Source organism: Fulvivirga marina (genome assembly GCF_016775155.1).
In the GTDB taxonomy this organism is placed as follows: Bacteria; Bacteroidota; Bacteroidia; order Cytophagales; family Cyclobacteriaceae; genus Fulvivirga; species Fulvivirga marina.
On the sequence record NZ_JAEUGD010000066.1, the window covers coordinates 876589 to 898336 of the forward strand.

The 21748-nt window shown below is 40.2% G+C and carries 22 protein-coding genes and 1 pseudogene; 5 read left to right on the forward strand and 18 right to left on the reverse strand.

What is annotated here, in order from left to right; all coding sequences use genetic code 11:
• Positions 1–619 precede the first annotated feature (619 nt).
• On the forward strand, positions 620–817 hold the full coding sequence (locus JMN32_RS23725) for a hypothetical protein (protein WP_202858874.1): 198 nt from the start codon (positions 620–622) through the stop codon (positions 815–817).
• Positions 818–1179: 362 nt separating this feature from the next.
• Here JMN32_RS23725 and JMN32_RS23730 read toward each other — a convergent pair whose 3' ends face one another.
• A complete protein-coding gene (locus JMN32_RS23730) occupies positions 1180–1338 on the reverse strand; it encodes a hypothetical protein (protein WP_202858875.1) in 159 nt (52 codons plus the stop codon).
• Positions 1339–1563: 225 nt separating this feature from the next.
• Between JMN32_RS23730 and JMN32_RS23735 the strand changes: the two genes are divergently transcribed.
• Entirely contained in the window at positions 1564–2346 is a 783-nt protein-coding gene (locus tag JMN32_RS23735) for an alpha/beta fold hydrolase (protein ID WP_202858876.1), read from the forward strand.
• A gap of 393 nt (positions 2347–2739) precedes the next feature.
• Here the strand turns inward: JMN32_RS23735 and JMN32_RS23740 are convergent, their stop codons facing one another.
• The 10 genes and pseudogenes from JMN32_RS23740 to JMN32_RS23785 form a co-directional block, all read right to left on the reverse strand.
• Positions 2740–3366 (reverse strand): NAD(P)-dependent oxidoreductase, encoded by a 627-nt coding sequence (locus tag JMN32_RS23740; RefSeq protein ID WP_202858877.1) that lies wholly within the window; start codon positions 3364–3366, stop codon positions 2740–2742.
• Positions 3367–3435: 69 nt separating this feature from the next.
• Positions 3436–4254: an AraC family transcriptional regulator gene (locus JMN32_RS23745; protein WP_202858878.1), complete on the reverse strand. Its 819-nt coding sequence runs from the start codon at positions 4252–4254 to the stop codon at positions 3436–3438.
• Between the two features lie 69 nt (positions 4255–4323).
• Positions 4324–5376: a bifunctional transcriptional activator/DNA repair enzyme AdaA gene (locus tag JMN32_RS23750; protein ID WP_202858879.1), complete on the reverse strand. Its 1053-nt coding sequence runs from the start codon at positions 5374–5376 to the stop codon at positions 4324–4326.
• Complete coding sequence (locus JMN32_RS23755; RefSeq protein WP_202858880.1) at positions 5357–5716, reverse strand: isocitrate lyase/phosphoenolpyruvate mutase family protein; 360 nt, start codon at positions 5714–5716, stop codon at positions 5357–5359. Before JMN32_RS23755 ends, JMN32_RS23750 begins: the two co-directional genes overlap by 20 nt.
• A gap of 138 nt (positions 5717–5854) precedes the next feature.
• On the reverse strand, positions 5855–6040 hold the full coding sequence (locus tag JMN32_RS23760; protein ID WP_202858881.1) for a hypothetical protein: 186 nt from the start codon (positions 6038–6040) through the stop codon (positions 5855–5857).
• Between the two features lie 133 nt (positions 6041–6173).
• Positions 6174–6605 (reverse strand): Hsp20/alpha crystallin family protein, encoded by a 432-nt coding sequence (locus JMN32_RS23765; protein ID WP_202858882.1) that lies wholly within the window; start codon positions 6603–6605, stop codon positions 6174–6176.
• A 213-nt stretch (positions 6606–6818) separates the two neighbouring features.
• Positions 6819–6992: pseudogene (locus JMN32_RS27785) on the reverse strand (tetratricopeptide repeat protein); the annotation flags it as partial.
• Between the two features lie 72 nt (positions 6993–7064).
• Positions 7065–8270, reverse strand: a complete 1206-nt coding sequence (locus JMN32_RS23775; protein ID WP_202858883.1) for a succinylglutamate desuccinylase/aspartoacylase family protein — start codon at positions 8268–8270, stop codon at positions 7065–7067.
• The gene (locus JMN32_RS23780) at positions 8263–10128 is read right to left on the reverse strand and encodes a CBS domain-containing protein (protein WP_202858884.1); all 1866 of its coding nucleotides are present in this window, start codon (positions 10126–10128) and stop codon (positions 8263–8265) included. Before JMN32_RS23780 ends, JMN32_RS23775 begins: the two co-directional genes overlap by 8 nt.
• A gap of 65 nt (positions 10129–10193) precedes the next feature.
• Entirely contained in the window at positions 10194–10658 is a 465-nt protein-coding gene (locus tag JMN32_RS23785; RefSeq protein WP_202858885.1) for a universal stress protein, read from the reverse strand.
• Positions 10659–10805: 147 nt separating this feature from the next.
• Between JMN32_RS23785 and JMN32_RS23790 the strand changes: the two genes are divergently transcribed.
• Together JMN32_RS23790 and JMN32_RS23795 are read left to right on the forward strand one after the other, a co-directional pair.
• Positions 10806–12080, forward strand: coding sequence for a PAS domain-containing sensor histidine kinase (locus tag JMN32_RS23790; protein ID WP_202858886.1), 1275 nt, complete (start codon positions 10806–10808; stop codon positions 12078–12080).
• A gap of 23 nt (positions 12081–12103) precedes the next feature.
• Entirely contained in the window at positions 12104–13177 is a 1074-nt protein-coding gene (locus JMN32_RS23795; RefSeq protein WP_202858887.1) for a response regulator, read from the forward strand.
• 102 nt (positions 13178–13279) lie between these two features.
• Here JMN32_RS23795 and JMN32_RS23800 read toward each other — a convergent pair whose 3' ends face one another.
• The 7 genes from JMN32_RS23800 to ccoN form a co-directional block, all read right to left on the reverse strand.
• Positions 13280–14563: an acetyl-CoA hydrolase/transferase family protein gene (locus JMN32_RS23800; protein ID WP_202858888.1), complete on the reverse strand. Its 1284-nt coding sequence runs from the start codon at positions 14561–14563 to the stop codon at positions 13280–13282.
• A 471-nt stretch (positions 14564–15034) separates the two neighbouring features.
• Positions 15035–15736, reverse strand: coding sequence for a sulfite exporter TauE/SafE family protein (locus tag JMN32_RS23805; RefSeq protein WP_202858889.1), 702 nt, complete (start codon positions 15734–15736; stop codon positions 15035–15037).
• Positions 15737–15739: 3 nt separating this feature from the next.
• On the reverse strand, positions 15740–16174 hold the full coding sequence (locus tag JMN32_RS23810) for a FixH family protein (RefSeq protein WP_202858890.1): 435 nt from the start codon (positions 16172–16174) through the stop codon (positions 15740–15742).
• A 34-nt stretch (positions 16175–16208) separates the two neighbouring features.
• Positions 16209–17639: a cytochrome c oxidase accessory protein CcoG gene (ccoG, locus tag JMN32_RS23815; protein ID WP_238354601.1), complete on the reverse strand. Its 1431-nt coding sequence runs from the start codon at positions 17637–17639 to the stop codon at positions 16209–16211.
• Positions 17640–17661: 22 nt separating this feature from the next.
• A complete protein-coding gene (locus JMN32_RS23820) occupies positions 17662–18606 on the reverse strand; it encodes a cbb3-type cytochrome c oxidase N-terminal domain-containing protein (protein WP_202858891.1) in 945 nt (314 codons plus the stop codon).
• On the reverse strand, positions 18603–18800 hold the full coding sequence (locus tag JMN32_RS23825; protein ID WP_202858892.1) for a cytochrome C oxidase Cbb3: 198 nt from the start codon (positions 18798–18800) through the stop codon (positions 18603–18605). The genes JMN32_RS23820 and JMN32_RS23825 overlap by 4 nt, the downstream gene beginning before the upstream one ends.
• Positions 18801–18804: 4 nt before the next feature.
• Positions 18805–20955 carry a cytochrome-c oxidase, cbb3-type subunit I gene (gene ccoN, locus JMN32_RS23830; RefSeq protein WP_202858893.1) on the reverse strand — a complete coding sequence of 717 codons (2151 nt, stop codon included), beginning with the start codon at positions 20953–20955 and terminating at the stop codon, positions 18805–18807.
• A gap of 322 nt (positions 20956–21277) precedes the next feature.
• Between ccoN and JMN32_RS23835 the strand changes: the two genes are divergently transcribed.
• The gene (locus JMN32_RS23835) at positions 21278–21562 is read left to right on the forward strand and encodes a hypothetical protein (protein WP_202858894.1); all 285 of its coding nucleotides are present in this window, start codon (positions 21278–21280) and stop codon (positions 21560–21562) included.
• Positions 21563–21748: the final 186 nt, after the last annotated feature.

Consider the following 21748-nt stretch of genomic DNA (forward strand, 5'->3'; position numbering starts at 1 on the left):
ATTTAAAGGACTAGCCTAAAGATATATCATCAAGCTCTAAAACCCTTTTATACTCTAATCATGACCTGTTACCAAAGAAACTTCAGCTTGGACAGGCTGAACTTTCCGGAGAATCAACCCATCCCGTTCATGAATAACAAAAGCCAACAGGTATTCCTCCATTTGTCTGTAGGTACTGGAAAAATCCTCGACATGTTGTGCTCCTCACCTACTAACGATATAGTGAACTGATCAGCCATATGGCTCATTTCAATAGAGAAAACATCGGTGATCAGGAATCAATTCTCCTGCCTGAGACAATGCTTCGGCAACAGTACCACTTGTAAGTATCCCTCCCCCACACCCAAAGCTGACAGCTGCATGGCTTCTCCAAAATGAAGCCCGAACAATTCATCATTTAAAAATTTTACTGCATTACTGCATAGATTATCCATCTACATAGCAAAGATCCTATGAACTATTTTTTAAACTCCATGGTGTTCCAAATATATAAATTAATTCGTTTCCTGAGAACACATTGTCATGTGTTAAGCAATCGAACGCCAAGCAAAACGTTGAGATTTAATAAAAAAATTAAACAAAATCGTTAGAATCAAATTATCTCAAGCCTTAAAAACTAATGTCCCTATCCTCCTGCATTACTGGTCTGGAGCCTGTATTGTTTGCCGAAACAGCCGCTACCCTGTTTAAAGTTCAACTTACTACAGCATTTATAGGTATCGGAATTTTGCTTCATTTGTTTATTTATAATACTATACAGAAACCAATAAAGGTTAACAAAATCAGACTGATCATCGTCCTGGATACCTTTGAGTAGTTGGGAGCGCTTTAGCTACTTTCATACTTACCATGTGGTTTCGTTTCTAGGCACCGCAGTGATCATTGGGGTTGCACTTTGTATTGCCACCATGGCAATACTACAGAACAAAGGACTGGCCTACCTTCACAATTCTGAGGAATTTGCCTGGCCTCAACTTTCAATATAATCTATAGCTTTATGCCAAGCGACAAAATTCTAACAATAATTCAAAAGCTATTCCAATGTATGAAGCCCAAAATTTAAATGAGCTTCTGACTCTACTGAAAGTATATGACTACTATAAATACGTCTGCAAACCGAAAAACTCAATCATTTCTTTGGCCATGAAAACTTCAAGTCCTTCCGGGTTACCTAACCTATTATAATGAGAGTATAACAGCTGCTTCAGATTTCAACTGAACTTCCTGATCATCAATATATATAGTTCGTTTCCTCATCAGGTCAGGCAGAAAGTCATCTATATCTGGAAGCATATCAATTCTAATTTCTTTTCCCGATTGTGTCGTGATAGTAAGCATCAAGCTACTTGGTTGAGCAGGAACCTAGAAATGAAGTAACTTGATCTGGCGATATGCTGCGCAAGAGTCCACTCCATAACAATACAATGTTCAAACATAACAAAATGCATATCACTATCGTGGAGTAAAGTCTTCCTGTAGATTCATACTGTTTGTTTATTATTGTAGCATAGTCAAAACCCGGAGAGAAAGAGTTACATCCAACTAACCTAAATTCTATTTTGAATGGCACAAAGAAGCACACTGATCAATATAAATACGCAAGGCCTTTACGTAGAAAGGAATAAAGACTACCCAAGTAGACCGACACTGGTATTCTTACACGACTCTCTGGGTTGCGCACAGCTCTGGCGGGATTTCCCAAAAATACTAGCGGAGGCAACTCAATGCAACATACTGGTATACGACCGTCTGGGCTATGGCAAATCTGACCCTATGCCTACACCCGAAAGGCCGGTTAACTACATGGAATTAGAGGCTGACATTTTAAATGGTTTGCTGATACAATTGGAAATTGATAATGCCATCTTATTTGGACATAGTGATGGCGGCACCATCGCGCTACATGCAGCCAGTAAGTATCCTAAAAGGATCAAAGCTGTAATCTGCGAGGCTGCACACATCTTTGTTGAAGATGTCACACTCCAGGGGATATATGACGCTATGGAGACATACAAGACCACTAACCTTCCTGAACGTCTGGAAAAATATCATGGCAACAAGGTGGATACACTGTTTAAAGCCTGGACTGAAACATGGACAAGAAGTGATTACAGAGACTGGAATATTGAGCATTGTCTACCCAAAATTGGTTGCCCTCTTTTATTTATTCAGGGTGAAGCAGATGAATATGGTTCTTTGCAACAAGTAGAAAAAACGATCAATCAAGTAAGTGGAATATCCGAAAAATTCATCATTCCTGATGTTGGCCATACACCTCATAAAGAGTGTCCCATAGTTGTACTGAGCCGGTCTGTCGAATTTATCGAGCAGCTTAACAAACTTTAAGAGAAAAGCATCCTGATTCTACCAGAACTCAAAGAGAAAGCCTACACTTATGGCTTCACCACCAAGGTTAATTACTTCTTTCATTATGGCAAAGTAATACTAGTAATACTTAACGTTGAAGCTGGGATAATGGTCAAAATTGGGAAATTTAAGTATCTAGCCAAGAGTTATACAGAAGTGAATCTCTACACGGTATATTGTGCAATGCAAATGGAAACTTGGAAAGTAATGACAGCTCTGCTTTAGTCAATTTATTTGCCATACTTCCTCCTACAAATTTTCCGCTTTTGTAAAGGTCTCGGTGTAAATAAAGAAAAGGCGCGGTTAATGGTACCTTTTCTTTATTTTTACAGCTAGAGATCAAATCGGTAACCTGGCAGGTTTCTGATAAATTTAATAAGACAAACCTGGTGTTTTATGCAGATACTCATCTGTTTTTAGTTGCTTGAGCATAAAGTCAGCCACATCAGCTCTTGAAATTTTGAGTTTTGTGTTTTTCTCATCTACTGAAAAACCATGTTTGTAAATTCCAGTTAACGGACCATCCGTAAATGCACCCGGCCTTATGACCGTCCAACCTAGCCGGCTCCCAAAAATATAACCTTCCTGGATTTCATGATCTTTAAATGCCTCTTTGAGAAACCACCCAAACATGATGTACTTCCAAAAAAAGTTAAGGTTTGTCCAACTATCACCAGCACCCAGCGTAGTTTGACATATTAGCCGGTTTACTCCTTCGGCATGCATAGCTTTAATGATATTCCGAGTACCTTCAGCCCTTACTCCACCGTTTCTTCCTGCTCCCAAAGCACAAAAAACAGCGTCATGCCCTTTTACCGCTTCCTGCACATCATTGAGATGTAATACATCCCCTTCTATAAGAGTCAGGCTGGAGTGTGGAAGGTCGTTTATCTTTTGAGGGTTTCTGACAAAGGCAGTTACTTCGTACCCCAAGCTTAAGGCTTGGATAACTAACTGATTACCAATGCTACCGGTTGCTCCAAAAATTACTACTTTCATAATTTTACCTTTTTCTACAAAGGTGATGGAGAGTGAGTACCAAAAATAGAACAAAAACGACAGCGCTAACTACCTGACAGGTTGCGCCAGGTTATCTACTAACTCCTTCGACCTGCGTATGAAATTGTTAGGTGTGAAACCAGAAAATTCCTTAAATGTTCGAATAAAGTGGGATTGATCTGAAAATTCAAACTCAAAAGCAACATCTGAGAGCTTGTGATGATTCTGCGATTTCAAATACCTGAGCGACGACTGGAACTGACATAACCTGGAAAAAAGTTTCGGTGTAATTCCAATATTCTCCCGAAATTTTCTTTCTATAGTTCTCTCTGACAGATTCATGTTTTTACTCAGTTCTCGTAGAGACAGCCGCCCATGAGATGCTAATATTTCAGAAATCGCAAAAGAGACATTTACATCAATATTGCTTTCATGATCAGCGCGCAACTTCTGCAAAGCGGATAACATCAAGTTGAGTCTGTCCTCAATTGACTCGGCATTCAAAAGCTTTTCAACCAGGCTCCTGCTTTTTACATGGGTCATGGTATCTATATCCATGCATGTATCAGTAAGCTGTTCAGCCTTCAAACCAAAAACTGTCTTCAGCGCATCTGGATAAAAGAAAATACCCATGGCTTTAAAACTCCCTTCTAACTGAAGAGTTCCAAATTTGGTAGATGGGCCAAAAACAAATGCAGCAGGCAGCTGCTTACCTTCCCGAAAAAAGTTACCAAAATCGGCATGCTGAAAAATAAGCCCGGGACTGCTATCTGCTATCAACTGAAAAGACTGAAAATGATCTCTTCTATGTTCATCATCTTCCAACTTCCATATTGACTGTATGAATGTTTCAAGGGCAGGTGGTATGGGGATTTGCTCGTATTTCAATGCTATCAGGGCTTACCTAAGCAAACGTGGCTAAACAAAAATAGTTCTAAAACTCCTACAAACATTATTTCAAGCGCCTTTACGCTCATGGTCGAGTAGCCACCTTTTCCTTTCCAATCCTCCTCCATACCCCGTAAGGCTTCCATCTTTACCAATCACTCTATGACATGGTACAATAATAGAAATCCTGTTATGTCCATTGGCCGAGGCTATAGCTCGTGCTGCCTTGGGTTTGTACAACCTTTCTGCCTGTTGCTGATATGTTGAGGTAGTGCCATACGGAATCTTTAGCAAAGCATTCCAGACTTGCTGCTGGAAGTCTGTGCCTGGTGTATGCAAGCTCACGTTAAACTCTTTTCTTGTTCCTTGGAAATATTCATGAAGCTCTGTTTTGAGCTGCTTTAAATAGACATTTTCTCCCGCCAATATATTGGCGTCAAGTCTCTTTTGGAGGTCTCTAAATTCAGTTTCGAGCATTCTTCTGTCAGTAAACTCCAGTAAGCAAATGCCTCTATCCGTGGCACAGGCATACATTGGACCTAGTGGAGTAGTCAGCCGGGTCATTAGTATTACATCTCTATCCTTGCTTTCATCAGGTGACCTTCCTACCAGACTTTTAAAGGTGTAACCAAACCCACTCAATGATTCATAACCGGAATCAAAGGCAGAACTGGTAACGCTTTTACCATTTTTAAGCTCCTGAAAAGCTGTATTGATCCTTACCATTCTTTGATATGCCTGAAAAGTCATATTATGATGCTTTTTAAACCACCTTCTGATATTATCAGGGCTTAAACCTCTCTGTCTAAGGTCAAAATCTGAAATTTTCACTTTAGGCTGCTCTTCCAACCACTCCAGAGCTGCTAATACTTCGGTTGGAGGTTGCCCAAAATTTTCTGTAGGTTTACATATCTTGCATGGTCTGTAACCATTCCGAAGCAAGTCCTTTGAGTCAGTATAAAACTCTACATTTTCAAGTTTGGGTTTTCTGGCCCTGCAGGTCGCTATGCAAAACACCCCAGTAGTTTTAACTCCTACATAAAACACGCCCACAAACTGTTGATCCCTGGAGATCAGTGCATCGTAATATTTTTGTATTTCTTTATCGGAAGTTACCAGCATACTTTAAAATAGGTAATCTGCCTAAGGTCTCTTTCAAAGCATTGTCAGTACCCAAGAGAAATGCATCCGTTCTAATATTTACAAACAGTTCGCTTGTTGTCTTATCCTTATACTTGGAAATCGCTGATATAATTTCGCTAAATGTATGCAGTTCAAGCAACTGCCTATCACAATTAGTATCAATAACTGAATCTTCAATGTTAATGCCGGCAATACCTAAACGGTGTAGCGCCTCAACATTCTCAATAACTTTAGCTGCTTTATGGCTATACCCGTTTTCAAGGTCAACAGAGACAGGTAAAGATGTGGTGCAAACTATACGACTGACAAAATATTTCAACTCGGTAAATGGAATTTACTCTCCATTACTATACCCCAACATATCCGCTATAGCTGCGCTTGAGGTTATGCAAAAAAAGAGCAATAGATTTCTACTGACAACCGAAAAATTGACAAGTATTTTTTAGTGCGGTAGGGGCTACTCAGCCTTTACTTTCACGACAAGCTTTACTTCCTTTCCTTTTTCACCATATGCATGGTTTGTTTTCGACATCCAATTCCCCTCAAAGGCACTTCTTCCCATAAAATGATCAGAACCGAATAAAGTATTATACCTGTCTCCTATCCGGTGAAATGGCCCGCTTCTTTGTCTTAAAAGTATCATAATTACGCAGCGTTAAGTTTGGTATTTCTTTATGTATATTAGAACATAAAGTTGCTCCGCATAGTTGCATGATAGAACGAGCGATACCATCATAGCCTCATTTATATACATGCACCTGTCCTAATATAATAGATCAGGACACCTCTATAGTTTTAGTCTTTTTACCGTTGATGGCCTGAGGTATCTCTAATCTGAGAATGCCATTAATAAGCCTTGCTGATATTTTGCTTTGATCTATGTTAGGTTTTATATCTACCACCCGGCTAAATATTTGTGTTGGCACTTCCTTCTTAACATAGTTTGCCTTATCACTATCACCCTTTTTTTTGGCTGATATATAAAGTGCATCATTTTTTACTTCCAGGTTGATCTCATCTTTATTGAAACCTGGAATGGCTATTTCAAAAATAGTTACATCTCCCTGCTCCTTGACATTGGCTGGTGGTTTCACCATCCAACTGTCCTCAAAAGCACTTCTTCCCAAGAAATGATCAGAATCAAATAAAGTGGCATACCTGTCACCAATTCTATGGAAAGGGCCGGTTCTCTGCCTTAATAGTCCCATGGTAATTCAAATTTTGATTTACTTAAAATTACCTTTTCCAAAGGTTGAAATGAGAGACCTGCATCATGGTTGAGGATGATTTTGGTCATGTCCCTAAACTCCACATGCTCTTAATCGCTAACTTGGAAGATGTTGAAATAATTCAAATTTTCATCTTTACAGAAATGAGATCAATGTTGACAATTCTTGTCGTAAAATTCCAAAGCTTCCTGATCAGAAATCTTTAATTAACAATAAGCCCTTGCAGACCTCATCGATCTGATCCAGTTTAACAAGCACCATTGCCCTGTTAAAATAGTAATCCAGCTGGGTCGGATCTTTTTCTATGGCCTTTGTAAACTGATCGAGAGCTTTATCAAGTTTGCCTTCATGATAAAAATTAATGCCTCTTGTAAAGTTACTGACGGCATATGATCTTTATTTTCAGGTATGTTCAAGCAGTCACATTTTTCTAAACCTTCATTTTTTATTCCACCTCTCCTCACTATATTCATCATTTCTTGAGGCTACCTCTCTGCTTTTCATTATTATATGATCTTTATCAATATATTTACCTCTGTACCCCAATAGGTGAAACAAGTCTCTTGCAAAGAAACGAGCTATTTTTTTATTGACGGCCAGGGTATCCTTAAAAGGCGAGCCCCAACTGATACCTGGTAAAAGTGTAAGGAGTTTATCCAACCGCACTTTTCTAAATACAGTAGACAACGTCAGAAACACTTTAGGAATTTTCCTTATGCAAAAGAAACCGTCATCACCCTGGTTTTGGTACAGCGGCATAAATATCAGACTGGTCTTTTTAGCCGGCACTATTTTTCCATTGCTAAGCGCTAACTCGGTACCTTTCTTTACAGTTTGAAAATTTTTAAATCCGGCTTTCATTTTAAAAGACTCCTGCTCTTCAATCTGATAACGGTAGAAAATCTCATAAAACTCATCTCTATCTCCAGACAGCGCAGTCAGCTTCTGATAATGCTTATCAAATTCAATATCAGCAGGATTAATACATCCGGAAAACGCTAGCGACAAATAAATGAAAGATTCATGATTTTCAATTGCATCTAAAGCGTCGTGTTGCCCACCCTCATAGCCAAAAGCCACATACCCCAACTCATTAATATAGTTAAGTAACGGTCCTACCAGATATTCCTCTATCCCCAATATGATCGGTAAAGGATATTGCGAAGTATACTTCCTATTCAGGATGGTATCATTTACTGTTAAAAACGGCTTGGTTTCACACGAGGTGGTGTGAAGGTCCATAAAATAAAAAGGACCTTTCTCTGATTTTAGTATGTCCTTAATGGTATGGTATATGTCCAATTGCTGAAGGGAATCGTCATCATGGGCATATGGTCTTTCACTTAGAAGCTTATGGAGTATTTTTTTGGTCCATAGCCTGTTCAAATCATGATTGATATACCTCTCACCCTTTTGAAGAGCTGTAAGATTACCACTAAGTGCATAAATGCTGCCTCTTAACTTAACATTCTTCCTTCTTAATTCACCAAGCACATTGTACAAAGCAAATATACCAGAAGGCTCATTGCCGTGAATCCCAGCAGAAAAAACCAAAGTAGGCCCATGCATCTCTCCCCTGATATGACCGATAATACGATCAACCTCTATATATCGGGCCAGAGCTTTGCTATAAACCTTAACCATGGTCAAATGCACTTACATCCTTTAAAGTAACAATGCCTACCAAGTCTTCTCCACATACTACAGGCAAACATCCAATTTGATTCTTCCTCATGATACGAATGGCATTATTTATATCTGTTTGGGGTTGCACTGTAATAACTTTTGTTTCCATTATATCTGCTACCGTTCGCTTATCATCACTCTTTCTTTCTTTATTTACCAACATATGAGTCCAAGTAAGCAAACCGCTTAACCTCCCTCGATTATCAGTTACAGGCATATGATGAATATTCTTCCATTCCATAATATTGATTGCCAGGTCAGCCGGGTCATTTTCATCAATTACAAACAATTGTGTAGACATAATGTGTTTCACCATACTGGCAGCTTCATGCACCGGCCCTGAAACATTTAGTACCGGCCATTGAGCTACAGGAAAATCCTTATTTTGGTTATTGTGAATAGCCTTGGTTAATGCCAACAAGGCATCATCTGTTTTCATAAGTTTTCGCATATTCCTGTAGCTTCTTACCTGCCACTGTGCCCCTGTAAGCCTTGAAATTCGCTCGTCAATGACTTTAAGTAACTTCTCGACATCCTCTTTGTCTATCCCTTGCTCCAAAAGCCCTATATATGCCATGGGTAAAAGTTCTTTATTTAACAGGTCTCTTAAAAAAACATCTTCTCCCATCCAGTGCATTACAGATTCTTTTCCCGTTCTTGCTGCTTTAATAAAATTGGCTTTAACGTCACGGAAATCCATGTATGATGACATGTCATTGTATTTCTCCGGACGCCCCATCATCAGTCCCGTCCAAAAAGCAAAATTTGCCATCTCATCCAATATAGTTGGGCCTGCAGGAAGGTACCTGTTTTCAATCCGTAAGTGTGCTTTACCCTTAAAAACACCATAGCAGGGTCTGTTCCATCTATAAATGGAGCCGTTATGTAAGTTAATGGCTTCCAATTTTGGAGTTCTTCCTTTCTCCAACTCTGCCAGAGAATCCTTTTTAATGTCCTTGGCCAGGATTACCTTATAATTAGCAATATCATCCTTATAAATATTAGCGACTGACCCAAACTCCCAATGACTTCCAAAGGCGACCCTTGCCTGCTGATCTTTAAGTGCATAGGAAGAGGTTCTGGTATCCATGCTTTGCAAAAACAAAGCTATTCTAGTTTCACTCCATAGCTCACGTCCCAACAATAGTGGAGAATTAGTGCAAAGCCCAAGAACCGGACCAGCTATAGCCTGCGCCCAATTGTAGCTATTAATATAATCCTTAGGACTGATTTGCAAATGCAACTGAAAACTAGTATTGCATGCTTCGAAAAGTACCGAATCGTGTGTAACAGCCAACTCGTCTACTCCCGTCATGTGCAATACAAAATCAGAATCGCGCTGAGTCCTTGTCATCTCATTAAGTGCCTTGTACCTTATACCTGGCGTTATAAACTCAAGGGTCAGCTCATCTTTGCTTATAGTTGGCAAAATACCTGTAACCAAAGTCTTGCTTTGGTGCTTTCTTGCAATGATGTCCGCCTTAGACATTAATGATTTTAGCTGATACTGCATTTGAGAAAAGCAGTCACCTGTAAGCTCTAAGGGATCGAGATTAATTTCGAGGTTATAACGGGCCAGTTCAGTAGTAAAATGCTCGTCATCCAACTCCTTAAGTATTATATCAGACTTGACAGATGGCCTCCAGTTATTATCCACCAGACAAAACTCCTGTTCAGCACCTATCCTGACTATCCCCTTTTCAAAGCTATCCTTTTCAAGCATGATCTCCAGCGCCCTGATGTCACTCAGTAGGTGCCTGATAAATTTAGCCCTTATTTCACGGCTATCTGCCTTGGTTGCCAAATGATCTCCCATAATGATACATTTTAAAGATTTTGACCGGCTGGCTTCCTGAGTAAATTAAGGCCATAGGCAATATTCTAGCCTGAGCCAATGGCTGTTTCCTCTCTTACCTCCTTGGAGGGTATAAGCAATACCGGACAATTAAATCTTGCAAGTACACTTTCATCGCCATCCTCCCACCTCTCTTTTAAGCGCATCTTAATGTTCTCTGTTAGGACTATCAGGTCCACATTATACTTTTCAATAGCCATGGCCAAACGATCATTAATAAAACCCACCTCTGCAAGGAATGTATGCCTGACCTGTTCAAATTCCGGGAAGCGCTTCTTTAGTTCTTCTATCCTTTTATTGGCGATTTCCTCTTGTTGCCTCTTTAGTGAGATCCTATTGGCACCAGCTTTATCATCGGTACCCGAAATCAATCTATACGTATATAGTACGACTAATTCGCTTTGGTTGGATTGGGCAATATCCAAGGCAAATGACAGGGCATTAGCAGAGGACTCTGAGAAGTCAACCGGACAAATTATACTTTTAAACATGGCTATTGATATAGATATCTCGTTTATTTTTGTACTAAAGTAGCAAGCTGACCATTGTATCATCATGAATACCTGTCATGGGTATTACTGATTTTTATCATATTTTTAAATTCAAAAGAAATTGCTAGCATTAAACAAATTTTTAGGGTGACAAAAGAACATCAGGATACGTACAAATCAATATTTGAAGCCTGTGAAGAGGGAATTTTAGTAGTTAATAAAGGCGGCACAATAGTAATGGCCAATACGGCATGTAATAATCTGTTTGGGTATAAACCTGGCGAAATGATAGGCCTGAAAGTAGAAGATCTGGTACCACCCAATGTAAAAATCTCTCATATAAAAGACCGTAAAAATTACGAAAAACACCCTTCACCACGCCAAATGGGGAAAGGTCGTCATCTTTCCGGACACAAAAAAAATGGGGATGAATTTCCTGTCGAAATAAGCTTGAATCGGGCTCAGATTGACGGTATAGATCATACCGTAGCTTTCATAATAGACATTACAGAAAGAAAAAAAATAGAAGAAGCTCTTAAGAGAAGTGAGGAACAACTGATTGTATATGCAGCTGAACTAGAAAAAAGAGTAACACAGCGAACTAAAGAACTTGACTTCACCATAAGCAAGCTTGAAAGAACCAATGCCGAGCTTGAAGAGCAGGTTACTATTAGGAAAAAGGCTGAGGAAGAAACCCAATTAGCTCTGAGCCGGGAGCGGGAGCTCAATGAACTTAAGACAAGATTTGTATCTATGGCTTCTCATGAATTTCGAACTCCCCTAAGCACCATACTTTCATCTGCCTCGCTTATTGAGCGATATGTTGATGTCGGAACGGAGGAAAAAAGACAGAAACATGTCGACAAAATAAAATCTTCGATAAGCAACCTCACTGCTATACTCAATGACTTCCTTTCTGTATCCAAACTTGAGGAAGGCAGAGTAGAACTCCATAAGGAAGTCATTAACCTGAATGAGATGCTATTGGACATTATTGATGAGATGTCCGCAATAGCTAAAGAGGGGCAGGAGATCAAGTTGATTTTCGATAATGATCGATACTATTTATATTCGGACAAAAAAATACTGAAAAATATACTGATCAACCTACTGAGTAATGCAATAAAATACTCTGAACCTGGTAAAACCGTAGATTTGATCGTTGAGGAAAAAAAGGAAGGAGTATTGTTAAAAGTATCTGATAAAGGTATGGGTATCCCTGAACAAGAACAAAAACATATGTTTGAAAGATTCTTCAGGGCCTCAAATGCTACCAACATTCAGGGGACAGGGCTTGGACTGAATATTGTAAAAAAATATGTAGATATGCTGGAAGGTAGCATTTCATTTGCTAGCAAACTAGGAGCTGGAACTACAGTAAGTATTGATCTTCCAAATAATGAACCGGAGACCACTCCTTAAATAATATTAAACTAACTGTGTATATGAAAAAGATACTGATCATAGAAGATAACAAAGAGATCCGGGAAAATATCGCCGAAATTCTTGAACTGGACGGATATGAAACCATTCAGGCTGGAAATGGCAAGGAAGGGGTACAAAAAGCCCTGGAGGAAATGCCTGACCTCATCGTCTGTGATATTATGATGCCCGAGCTAGATGGGTATGGTGTTCTTCACATCCTCGCCAAAAAAGAAGAAACTGCAAGCATACCCTTTATATTCCTTACAGCTAAAGCCGAAAGAAGCGATGTAAGAAAGGGTATGAAACTGGGTGCTGATGATTACCTGACTAAGCCTTTTGAAGATACTGAGCTTTTGGATGCTATTGAAATAAGGTTTAAAAAGGCCGAGGTACTCAAGAAGAATTACAATGGCAGCACCGAAGGTTTTAATGAATTCATCAAGGATGCAAAAGACCTGCACGACCTCTCTCATCTACATGCCGACAAAAAACCCCGCCCTTACAAGAAAAAACATGACATCTACCGCGAAGGTGAGTATGCCAACTATATGTATTTTGTTGCCTCAGGAAAAGTTAAAAGCATACGTACTAATGAAGATGGCAAGGAGCTTATCACCGGTATTTATACTGAGGGTGACTTTTTCGGTTATGAAGCCTTGCTTGAGAGTAAAGAACACGCGGATAGTGCTGAAACCATGGAGAAATCAGAGATTGTATTCATTCCTGCCGAGGAATTTTATGAACTGATCTATACCAATAGAGAGGTCTCCAAAAAGTTTATTGAAATGCTATCTAACAAAGTTTCTGAAAAAGAGTCAAAACTACTGAACCTCGCCTATAACTCGGTACGCCAGCGTACTGCCGAGGCGCTGATCACGGTAAGTGAAAAGTTTAACCCTGATAATGTAGAAAGCTTTGAGTTGAGTGTATCCCGTGATGATCTGGCTAATATCGTTGGTACTGCCACAGAATCTGTCATAAGGGTAATTTCAGATTTGAAGGAAGAAGGTATACTCGAAACACGATCTGGTAAAATAGTGATTCTCCGAAAGGATAAACTTCAGCAGATTCAGAGGTGGCACTTTGCCAAGTAGAAGTAAAAAACTAAAAGCCCCGTAATTTGAACTGCACCCCAAAAGTTAGACATAACCTTTGGGGTGCTTTTTTAGTCTATATTAATACCTCAATCCAAAAAATTAAACCTTAGCCATAAACCGGTCATAAGCCGCTCGCTCCAGTTCCTCTCTATGATCCGGGTGGGCGATAGATATCAGAGCCTGAGCTCTCTGCTTTAGATTTTTCCCAAAAAGATCAACCACTCCATATTCTGTAACAATATAATGAACGTGTGCTCTGGTAGTAGTTACCCCTGCACCCTGTTTTAGAAATGGAACAATCTTAGAAATACCTTTAGAAGTTACAGATGGTAAAGCTATAATGGCCTTGCCTCCGGGGGACAAAGATGCTCCACGGATAAAGTCCATCTGCCCCCCAACACCAGAATACTGGTACTTACCAATGGTATCAGCACAAACCTGACCGGTAAGATCTATTTCTATAGCACTGTTAATGGCCGTTACTTTCGGGTTTTGCCTGATTAGCGCTGTATCATTGGTATAAGCCGCTTCCTTCATATGAACAAGAGGATTGTCGTCCATAAAATTGTACAACTTTTGAGAACCTACCGCAAAACAACTTACAACCTTGTTTGGCTTTACCTTCTTTTCTTCTCCCGTAATTACACCTGATTCCACAAGGGGTAAGATTCCGTCAGAAAACATTTCCGTATGAATACCTAACCTTCGGTGATTTTTTAAATTTGCCAAAACCACGTTAGGAATAGCACCAATACCCATCTGCAAAGTGGCTCCATTCTCTACCAGACCGGCCACATGTTGTCCTATGAGCCTTTCCTGTTCATTTGGCTCTGCTATGGCTGAGGTGTATATAGGCAAGTTTACATCAATAGCACAGTGGATTTTACTTACATGAATTATCCCATCTCCATGTGTTCGGGGCACCATAGGATTTATTTGAGCTATAACGGTCTTGGCAGATTCAATGGCAGGAATAGCTACATCAATTGAGGTACCCAATGAACAAAAACCATGTTTATCCGGCATTGAAACCTGGATGAATGCCACATCAAGAGGTAGAATATTTTGTCTGAACAACAAGTGTACTTCACTGAGGAATATAGGAATGTAATCTCCATTTCCTGCGTTAACAGCTTCTCTTACATTACCTCCTACAAAGCAGCTATTAACCCTGAACGACTGGCAATAAGGCTCTTGGGCATAAAGTGCTTTCCCCTCTGTATGTAGATGAAGTAGTTCCACATTTTCCAGTTCCTGATAGCGATTGCATAACGCCTCAACCAAAACAGTTGGCGTCATGGCTGCGCCCTGAATAAAGACTCTGTTACCTGATTTTATATTGGCCACTGCCTCCTCGGCAGATACTATTTTTAAATCATTCATAATTAACCTTATTTATGGTTCAATTGATCTCCTAATTGTTACTCCAAAGCTACATGTCAGTACATCTTTACAATATGACCTTTGTCACAACTAATACTGAAAAGGATCACTTTCGTACACCGTCAAATAAGAAGAAAAACACTCAAATTGTTAATCATATTTTGATAAAATTTCATTACATGCGAAAGAGGAATACCGAGGACTGCCCTTGCGACAGGTAATTCGGACTATTTTGAAGCCACATTTTTGTCCAACCCTAAAAATGATGCCAGGGACAGGAAATGGGCAAGGCTCCTGACAAACTGGACTTTAAAATAATGTAGTTTGAAAAACTGAGCCCGGATGAGAGGATAAACACCGTCTGTAACTTTTTGATCAAACTAGAAGTGCTCCCCCTTAAACAAAGAGGACATCAAAAGTTTTAAAAACTTCCGATGTCCAAATATCAAGCCTTCACCAAGAGTACTTACTCTAAGGCGCACCACATGTTGTGATACCCAAATCCCAGCCAACTGCAGTCATAACAGGGCTTACATAGGGAATATCAAGCGCCATACCCCTGAGTATCAACAAAGTGCCCATAATGATAGCTAAGGAGGTTATAACATGTTGATAAGAAAAGGCTTGTTTACTTTTGAAAAACTGAATTACACCAGCAAGCCCTAACATAACCGGGGATGTCCCTAAACCAAATCCTGTCATTACCAATACAGAACCAGCCACGCTACCAGAAGCCACCGACAATGATAGCCCCATATACACAAGCCCACATGGTAGCAAGCCATTTAGCACACCTATTAAAAATACGGACGATAGCTTCTGCCCATCAATCAAACCACTCAACAGCCGTCTCATAGGAATAATAACCTTAGTATGCCAGGCTGATTGCAGCAGTTTGTGTTGAAAGCGTGGATAAAGTGTTAGAATAATAATTGTAACACCCATAATCACCGAAAGTACCTGCTGCGAACCAAATATGGCCAGCCCCTGCCCTACCATGCCAAATACAACTCCCAGAATAACGTAGGTTGTCAATCTTCCTACGTTATATGCAACCTGCCTTGAATACGAGCTTTTTGAGTAAACAGCTATAGCAAGTGGTCCACACATGGTAGCACAGTGCAAGCTACCCACCATCCCCGTCATCAAACCGGTGATAAATAAGGCATTCATAAATTAGATTATCAGAGTTTTCTCCTCATAATACTCCCGATCATTTTCATGCCAGCTTATTTTGACTCTCCAAAGACCTTTCTTAAAATCACTGGCATGAAAATGTTGATACCCTTCGGCATCAGGCTTTAGTACATACCGAGCATCCAGCGAAGCATCAGATGGCCGGAAGAAGTGAACCTCCCCTTTTCCGGCATAGCTTTTAGGAAGTATTAAAACAATCTTATCGGTCTGTACTTCATACTTCAACTTCACCTGATTGTCCCCCAAACCCTTATAATTTTTGATCCTTTCTATTTGATCCTGATAGGCAATCTCCTGCACATAATAATCCTTGGCGACGAGACTTACATCCTGCCGCATGCTTATGATTACCATGGTGGCAATTAACCCTACAAAAAGGATAAAAGACACGACTATTTTTGTTCCCCAGTTCATTTTGATTCCATTTTAAAGTTATACAACAAAGCACCTAGTCGGTTGATACCGGTCCTAAAAACTTGGTTGTTGTTTTATCTATGCGTTTTCCATCGGCATAAACACCAATGGTCAATGTTGTTTTTGCCGATTTAACCAATTCCTTAGGCATACTTACAAAAAACACCCCTTCAGTCAAGCCATTGGCAGGTACAACCGTCTCTCCTTCACCTACTTTTGTGATGGTTACCTCCGGAGCATTTTCTATTCTCAACTCCAGACTGACCTCTTCAAAAGTCTTATTTACAAATTGCACATTATATAAATTTGTAATATTACCGTCTTCAGTTCTCTGATAAAGCTGCCCCGGTACTTTAAGTACAGTAGCTTCAATATCCGAACGTGTAGCCAGAGAAAAAACAAAAATAACTACCAGCAGTGTCAGTACCACCGTATATGCCGCTACACGGGGTGTGAAAAGCTTTTGCTTTCCTTGTTTTATAGCATCATGAGATGAATACCTGATCAGGCCCTTGGGCTTATTGACCTTCTCCATCACATCATCGCATGCATCAATACATGCAGTACAGTTCACACACTCTAACTGCGTACCATTACGTATATCAATTCCCGTAGGGCAGGCATGAACACATAGCTTACAATCAATACAATCTCCTTTCTCATCCTGCACATTGCCCTTTTTCAGCTTGCCTCTTGGTTCACCTCTGAGCCAGTCATACATTACAGCTATAGATTTTTTATCCAGCAACACACCTTGCAACCTTCCATAAGGACAAACAGCTATACAGGCCTGCTCTCTAAACCAGGAAAACACCCAATAAAAAATACCAGTAAATGCCATTAGCCCTAGAAAACCCGCCCAATGCTCAGAAGGTGCCTGACTTACAATCTTCTGAACCTCATCTATTCCTATCAGGTAAGCCATTACGGTATGAGATATCAGCAGGGAGATGACGATAAAAATCAAATGCTTAGCTGCTCTTTTCTTTATCTTATCAAAGTTCCATGGACTTTTGTCCAGCCTCCTTTGCTGATTAGCATCACCTTCTATCCAGTATTCAATCTTTCTGAATACCATTTCCATAAAAAGTGTTTGAGGACAGGCCCAGCCGCACCAGACCCTACCAAACACTACTGTAAACAAAATGATGAACACAAAAAAGGTGATTAACAAAAGTGCTAACAAGAAAAAGTCCTGGGGCCAGAATGCCTGTCCCAGGATCACAAACTTACGTTCAAAAATATTCAGTAACAGAAAAGGACGACCCCCTATCTTGATAAACGGACCGGCAAAAAGAATACCTAACAACACTACAGTAACCAGTATGCGCAACTTATGAAACCTTCCCGAGGGCTTTTTAGGGTACACCCATACCCGCTTTCCTTCTTCATCTACCGTAGCTATGGTATTCTTAAACTCCTGATCAAACTGATACAATTCCTCCATGTCTCTTCGCTCACTCATGATATCTTCACCATTTTTCTTGTTACATACTTGCTTCTACTACTTTAACACTATCGGTTGGAGTTGGTTCCTCTACTCCTTTTTCTAGTTCAGGTTCATATAATTCCCCCTGAGGTCCTTTAGCGTTTGGCGGGTTGGTACCTGCCAGGCTCATCACAAATGAAGATACATTTTGCATTTCATCAGGAGATAGCAATGGCTCCCAGGAAATCATACCTTTTTCGGGCACACCCTGCTTGATAGTTTTGAATATACTTTTGATGTCTCCTCCATGGATCCAATATTTATCAGTAAGGTTTGGCCCTATACCACCAGCTCCATCTTCCTTATGACAGGGTGCACAATTACTAATAAATACTTCACGGCCGTTATCTAATAGCGCCTGATCTGTAACTCGTTCCACATTTTCCTCATTGATATCACTGACCGGAGTGTCAGCCTTTCTTGCCAACGCCACCTTTTCAGCTTGCGCCACTTCTGACTGATACTCTTCAAGTTGTAAGGGCATCGTTCCAAACACGTGATATCCCGCCAGGTAAACAACTGCAAAGGCAATGGTTCCATAAAACAACCATTTCCACCATGGTGGCAAGTGATTGTCGAGTTCACGGATGCCATCATAGTTATGATCCAGCATAATAGTCTCTTCACTCTCAACAGGCACTGCATCGTTAGCTTCTGTCAGGAACTTAGACCACCAGCTCCTTTGAGGAGCCTCCTCATATACTTCACCTCTGGCTTCCGCCTCTTTACGTGTCTGCAATTTAACCATCAGCCTCAACAGCTTAAGGATAACCACTGCAACAGCCAGCACTACAAGGGCTGTAACAAACACAAAACCCATTACGATATAAAATTCGATACTGCCTGCGGTCGATGCTTCCCCGGATTGCGCCCAGGTACTCCCCGTCAACATTAGTAAGGTAATTAAGCCGAGTGCTTTTAAATATTTATTTATACTATTCATGATCTTTCTGTTTTGACGGTTGACAATGTATTTCCCTCCTCACTTACAGGCAGGTTCTTCATCTTACTTACATAGCCTTTGTCCATCTTTACTACCCAAAGGAGAAGCCCTACAAAGAAGATGAAGAAAATAGACAGAGAAATTATAGGCCAGACCTCCACCTGATGTATTTGTTCAAAATAATGCTTAAACATGATCTTATTGGTTTGATGATTCTAACTTAGAACTCTGTGATTCTGTCTTCACTTTAATATCTGTTCCTAATCGCTGTAAATAAGCAATTAAGGCTACGATCTCTGTTTCAGGCATAACTTCAATACCATCCTGCTCTTTCAGGTTTTTGGCTATCTGCTGCGCCTGAGCCATCAACTCCTCATTAGCTATCTCTTCATACCCCTCTTCATATGGTACTCCCAGTATTCTCATGGCACTCACCTTATCGGCGGTGGTCTGTATATCTATAACACTTTCAAACAACCATGGGTATGGAGGCATAATTGAACCGGCAGAAACTGCTGCGGGGTCCAGCATATGATAGTAGTGCCAGCTATCAGGATACTTACCTCCCACTCTGTGCAAATCAGGACCGGTACGTTTTGATCCCCAAAGGAATGGGTGATCATATACAAACTCTCCAGCTTTTGAATATTCACCATAGCGCTCAGTCTCCGATCTAAAAGGTCTGATCATTTGTGAGTGACAACTCACACAACCCTCTCTGACGTACAGGTCTCGACCATGGAGTTCCAAAGGAGAGTATGGTTTAACACTGCTTATAGTTGGCACATTGCTCTTGATCAGGAATGTAGGCACCATTTCAATTACACCACCTATTACAATAGCTACTGTAGTAAATATTGTGAAGAGTACAGGTTTTCTTTCCAACACACTATGCCAGTGGCCACCCACATGTTTTTTGTGTTTTTCCAATGGAGCTGCTTCAGCGGCCTCATTAGCCTCAAAACTTCCACTTTTAGCAGTCTTAACGAGGTTGTAGGTCATAATAAACACACCCGTGAGATAAAGAGACCCACCAACAGCTCTCAACATATACATAGGTAAAATCTGTACTACTGTTTCCAGGAAATTTTTATACTCAAGGAAACCTTCTGGATTAAATTCTTTCCACATCAAGCTTTGAGTAATACCCGCCACGTATAGTGGTAATGCATAGAAAATGATCCCCAGAGTACCAATCCAGAAGTGGATATTGGCAAGCCTAACAGAGTGTAGTTTTGTATTCCACATTCTTGGTACCATCCAGTAAAGCATACCAAAAGTAAGGAAACCATTCCAACCCAACCCACCAACGTGTACGTGTGCCACAATCCAGTCGGTAAAATGAGCAATGGCATTGACATTCTTCAATGAAAGCATAGGGCCTTCGAAGGTAGACATACCATATGCAGTAACTGCCACTACCATGAATTTCAAAATAGGATCTTCACGAACCTTATCCCAGGCACCTCTAAGGGTAAGTAATCCATTAAGCATCCCCCCCCAGCTTGGAGCAATTAGCATAACAGAAAATACAACACCTAATGACTGCGCCCAGTCAGGGAGTGCAGAATAAAGCAAGTGGTGAGGTCCGGCCCATATATATATGAAGATCAATGACCAGAAGTGAATAATGGATAATTTATATGAGTAAACTGGTCGGTTAGCAGCTTTAGGAAGAAAATAATACATTAAACCCAAAAACGGCGTAGTAAGGAAGAAAGCTACAGCATTGTGCCCATACCACCATTGAACCAACGCATCCTGTACACCTGCATACCAACTGTAACTCTTCATAAAACTAACAGGTAGTTCAAAAGAGTTAACAACATGCAGCACGGCTACTGTTACAAAGGTAGCTATGTAAAACCAAATGGCCACATACATGTGCTTCTCTCTACGTTTCAGTATAGTACCGATCATGTTGATACCAAAAACCACCCATATTAATGTGATGGCAATATCGATTGGCCACTCCAGCTCTGCATACTCCTTGGACGTGGTAAAACCCATAGGAAGGGAGATCGCTGCCGCTAGTATGATCAGTTGCCATCCCCAAAAATTAATCCAGCTTAGGGCATCCGAGAACATTCTTGTCTTCAACAAGCGCTGCATCGAATAATATACCCCTGCGAAAATGGCGTTACCAACAAAGGCAAATATGACCGCATTGGTATGAAGTGGACGAATACGACCAAAAGTGGTATAAGCCGTATCAAAATTAAAAATGGGGTAAAAAAGTTGAATGGCTGCCGTTAGTCCTACTAACATACCAACCACTCCGAAAATAACTGTAGCTATGATAAAATACTTTACGATCTTATTGTCATAGCTGAATTTTTCGAGTTCCATAAGCTATCTGGTTATAAATTAATTATCAATCACGAAGGTACCTATAGCCTCTCCTGAGCAACATGATGAGAATTAGCGAGAAAACTGATTTATGTCAGGTTATCAGGCAGGCCGATTTTGGGAGTGAGATATTGCAAGACTATTGATGCAGAGTGGCTCTACAATATTCTAAGTTTTCAATCGTAATGTTTACCCATTGGCACCATGAATCTGGGCCTACTTTAACCGAAAAAGCTTTGTAAAGACTATCTTATACCCCAATCCGCTATCAGCAAGAGAAGTTTAATTGACATTATGCCTGATATTAAGAACTTTATACAGTATGAAAAGCCTGAAAACACTTGTTTATGTTTCCATGATCACTTTTTTATCCTGTTGTAATAACAGAGATGATCCTGATAGTTTTATTGCAGAAGACTTTAAAGCCTTTAATGATAGAATATCCCAAGGCTTAGAGGCACAAATGAGCTGGACAAATGATCCGGTCTCCATCGTAAGAACACTATTTCCTTTTCACCAAACCGAAGGTTCATCAAGGCTGGTCATTGAACAGGTCAAGAGTTCAGAAGGTTTTATTACTAGTTTTAACCCACGAAGGAACCCTTGACGATTCCGTTTCCTGGGAAAAAAGAATCATAGAACTCAAAAAACTGAATGGTCATTGGAAAATTGTAAATATTAAAATAGGGTTTAAATGCTGGGAAGACAGGGGACACACTTACTATTCCGGAAAGACCTGCAGCTAAATGCAACAAAAAACCGCCTCCAGAAAACTTGGAGACGGTCTTTGCAA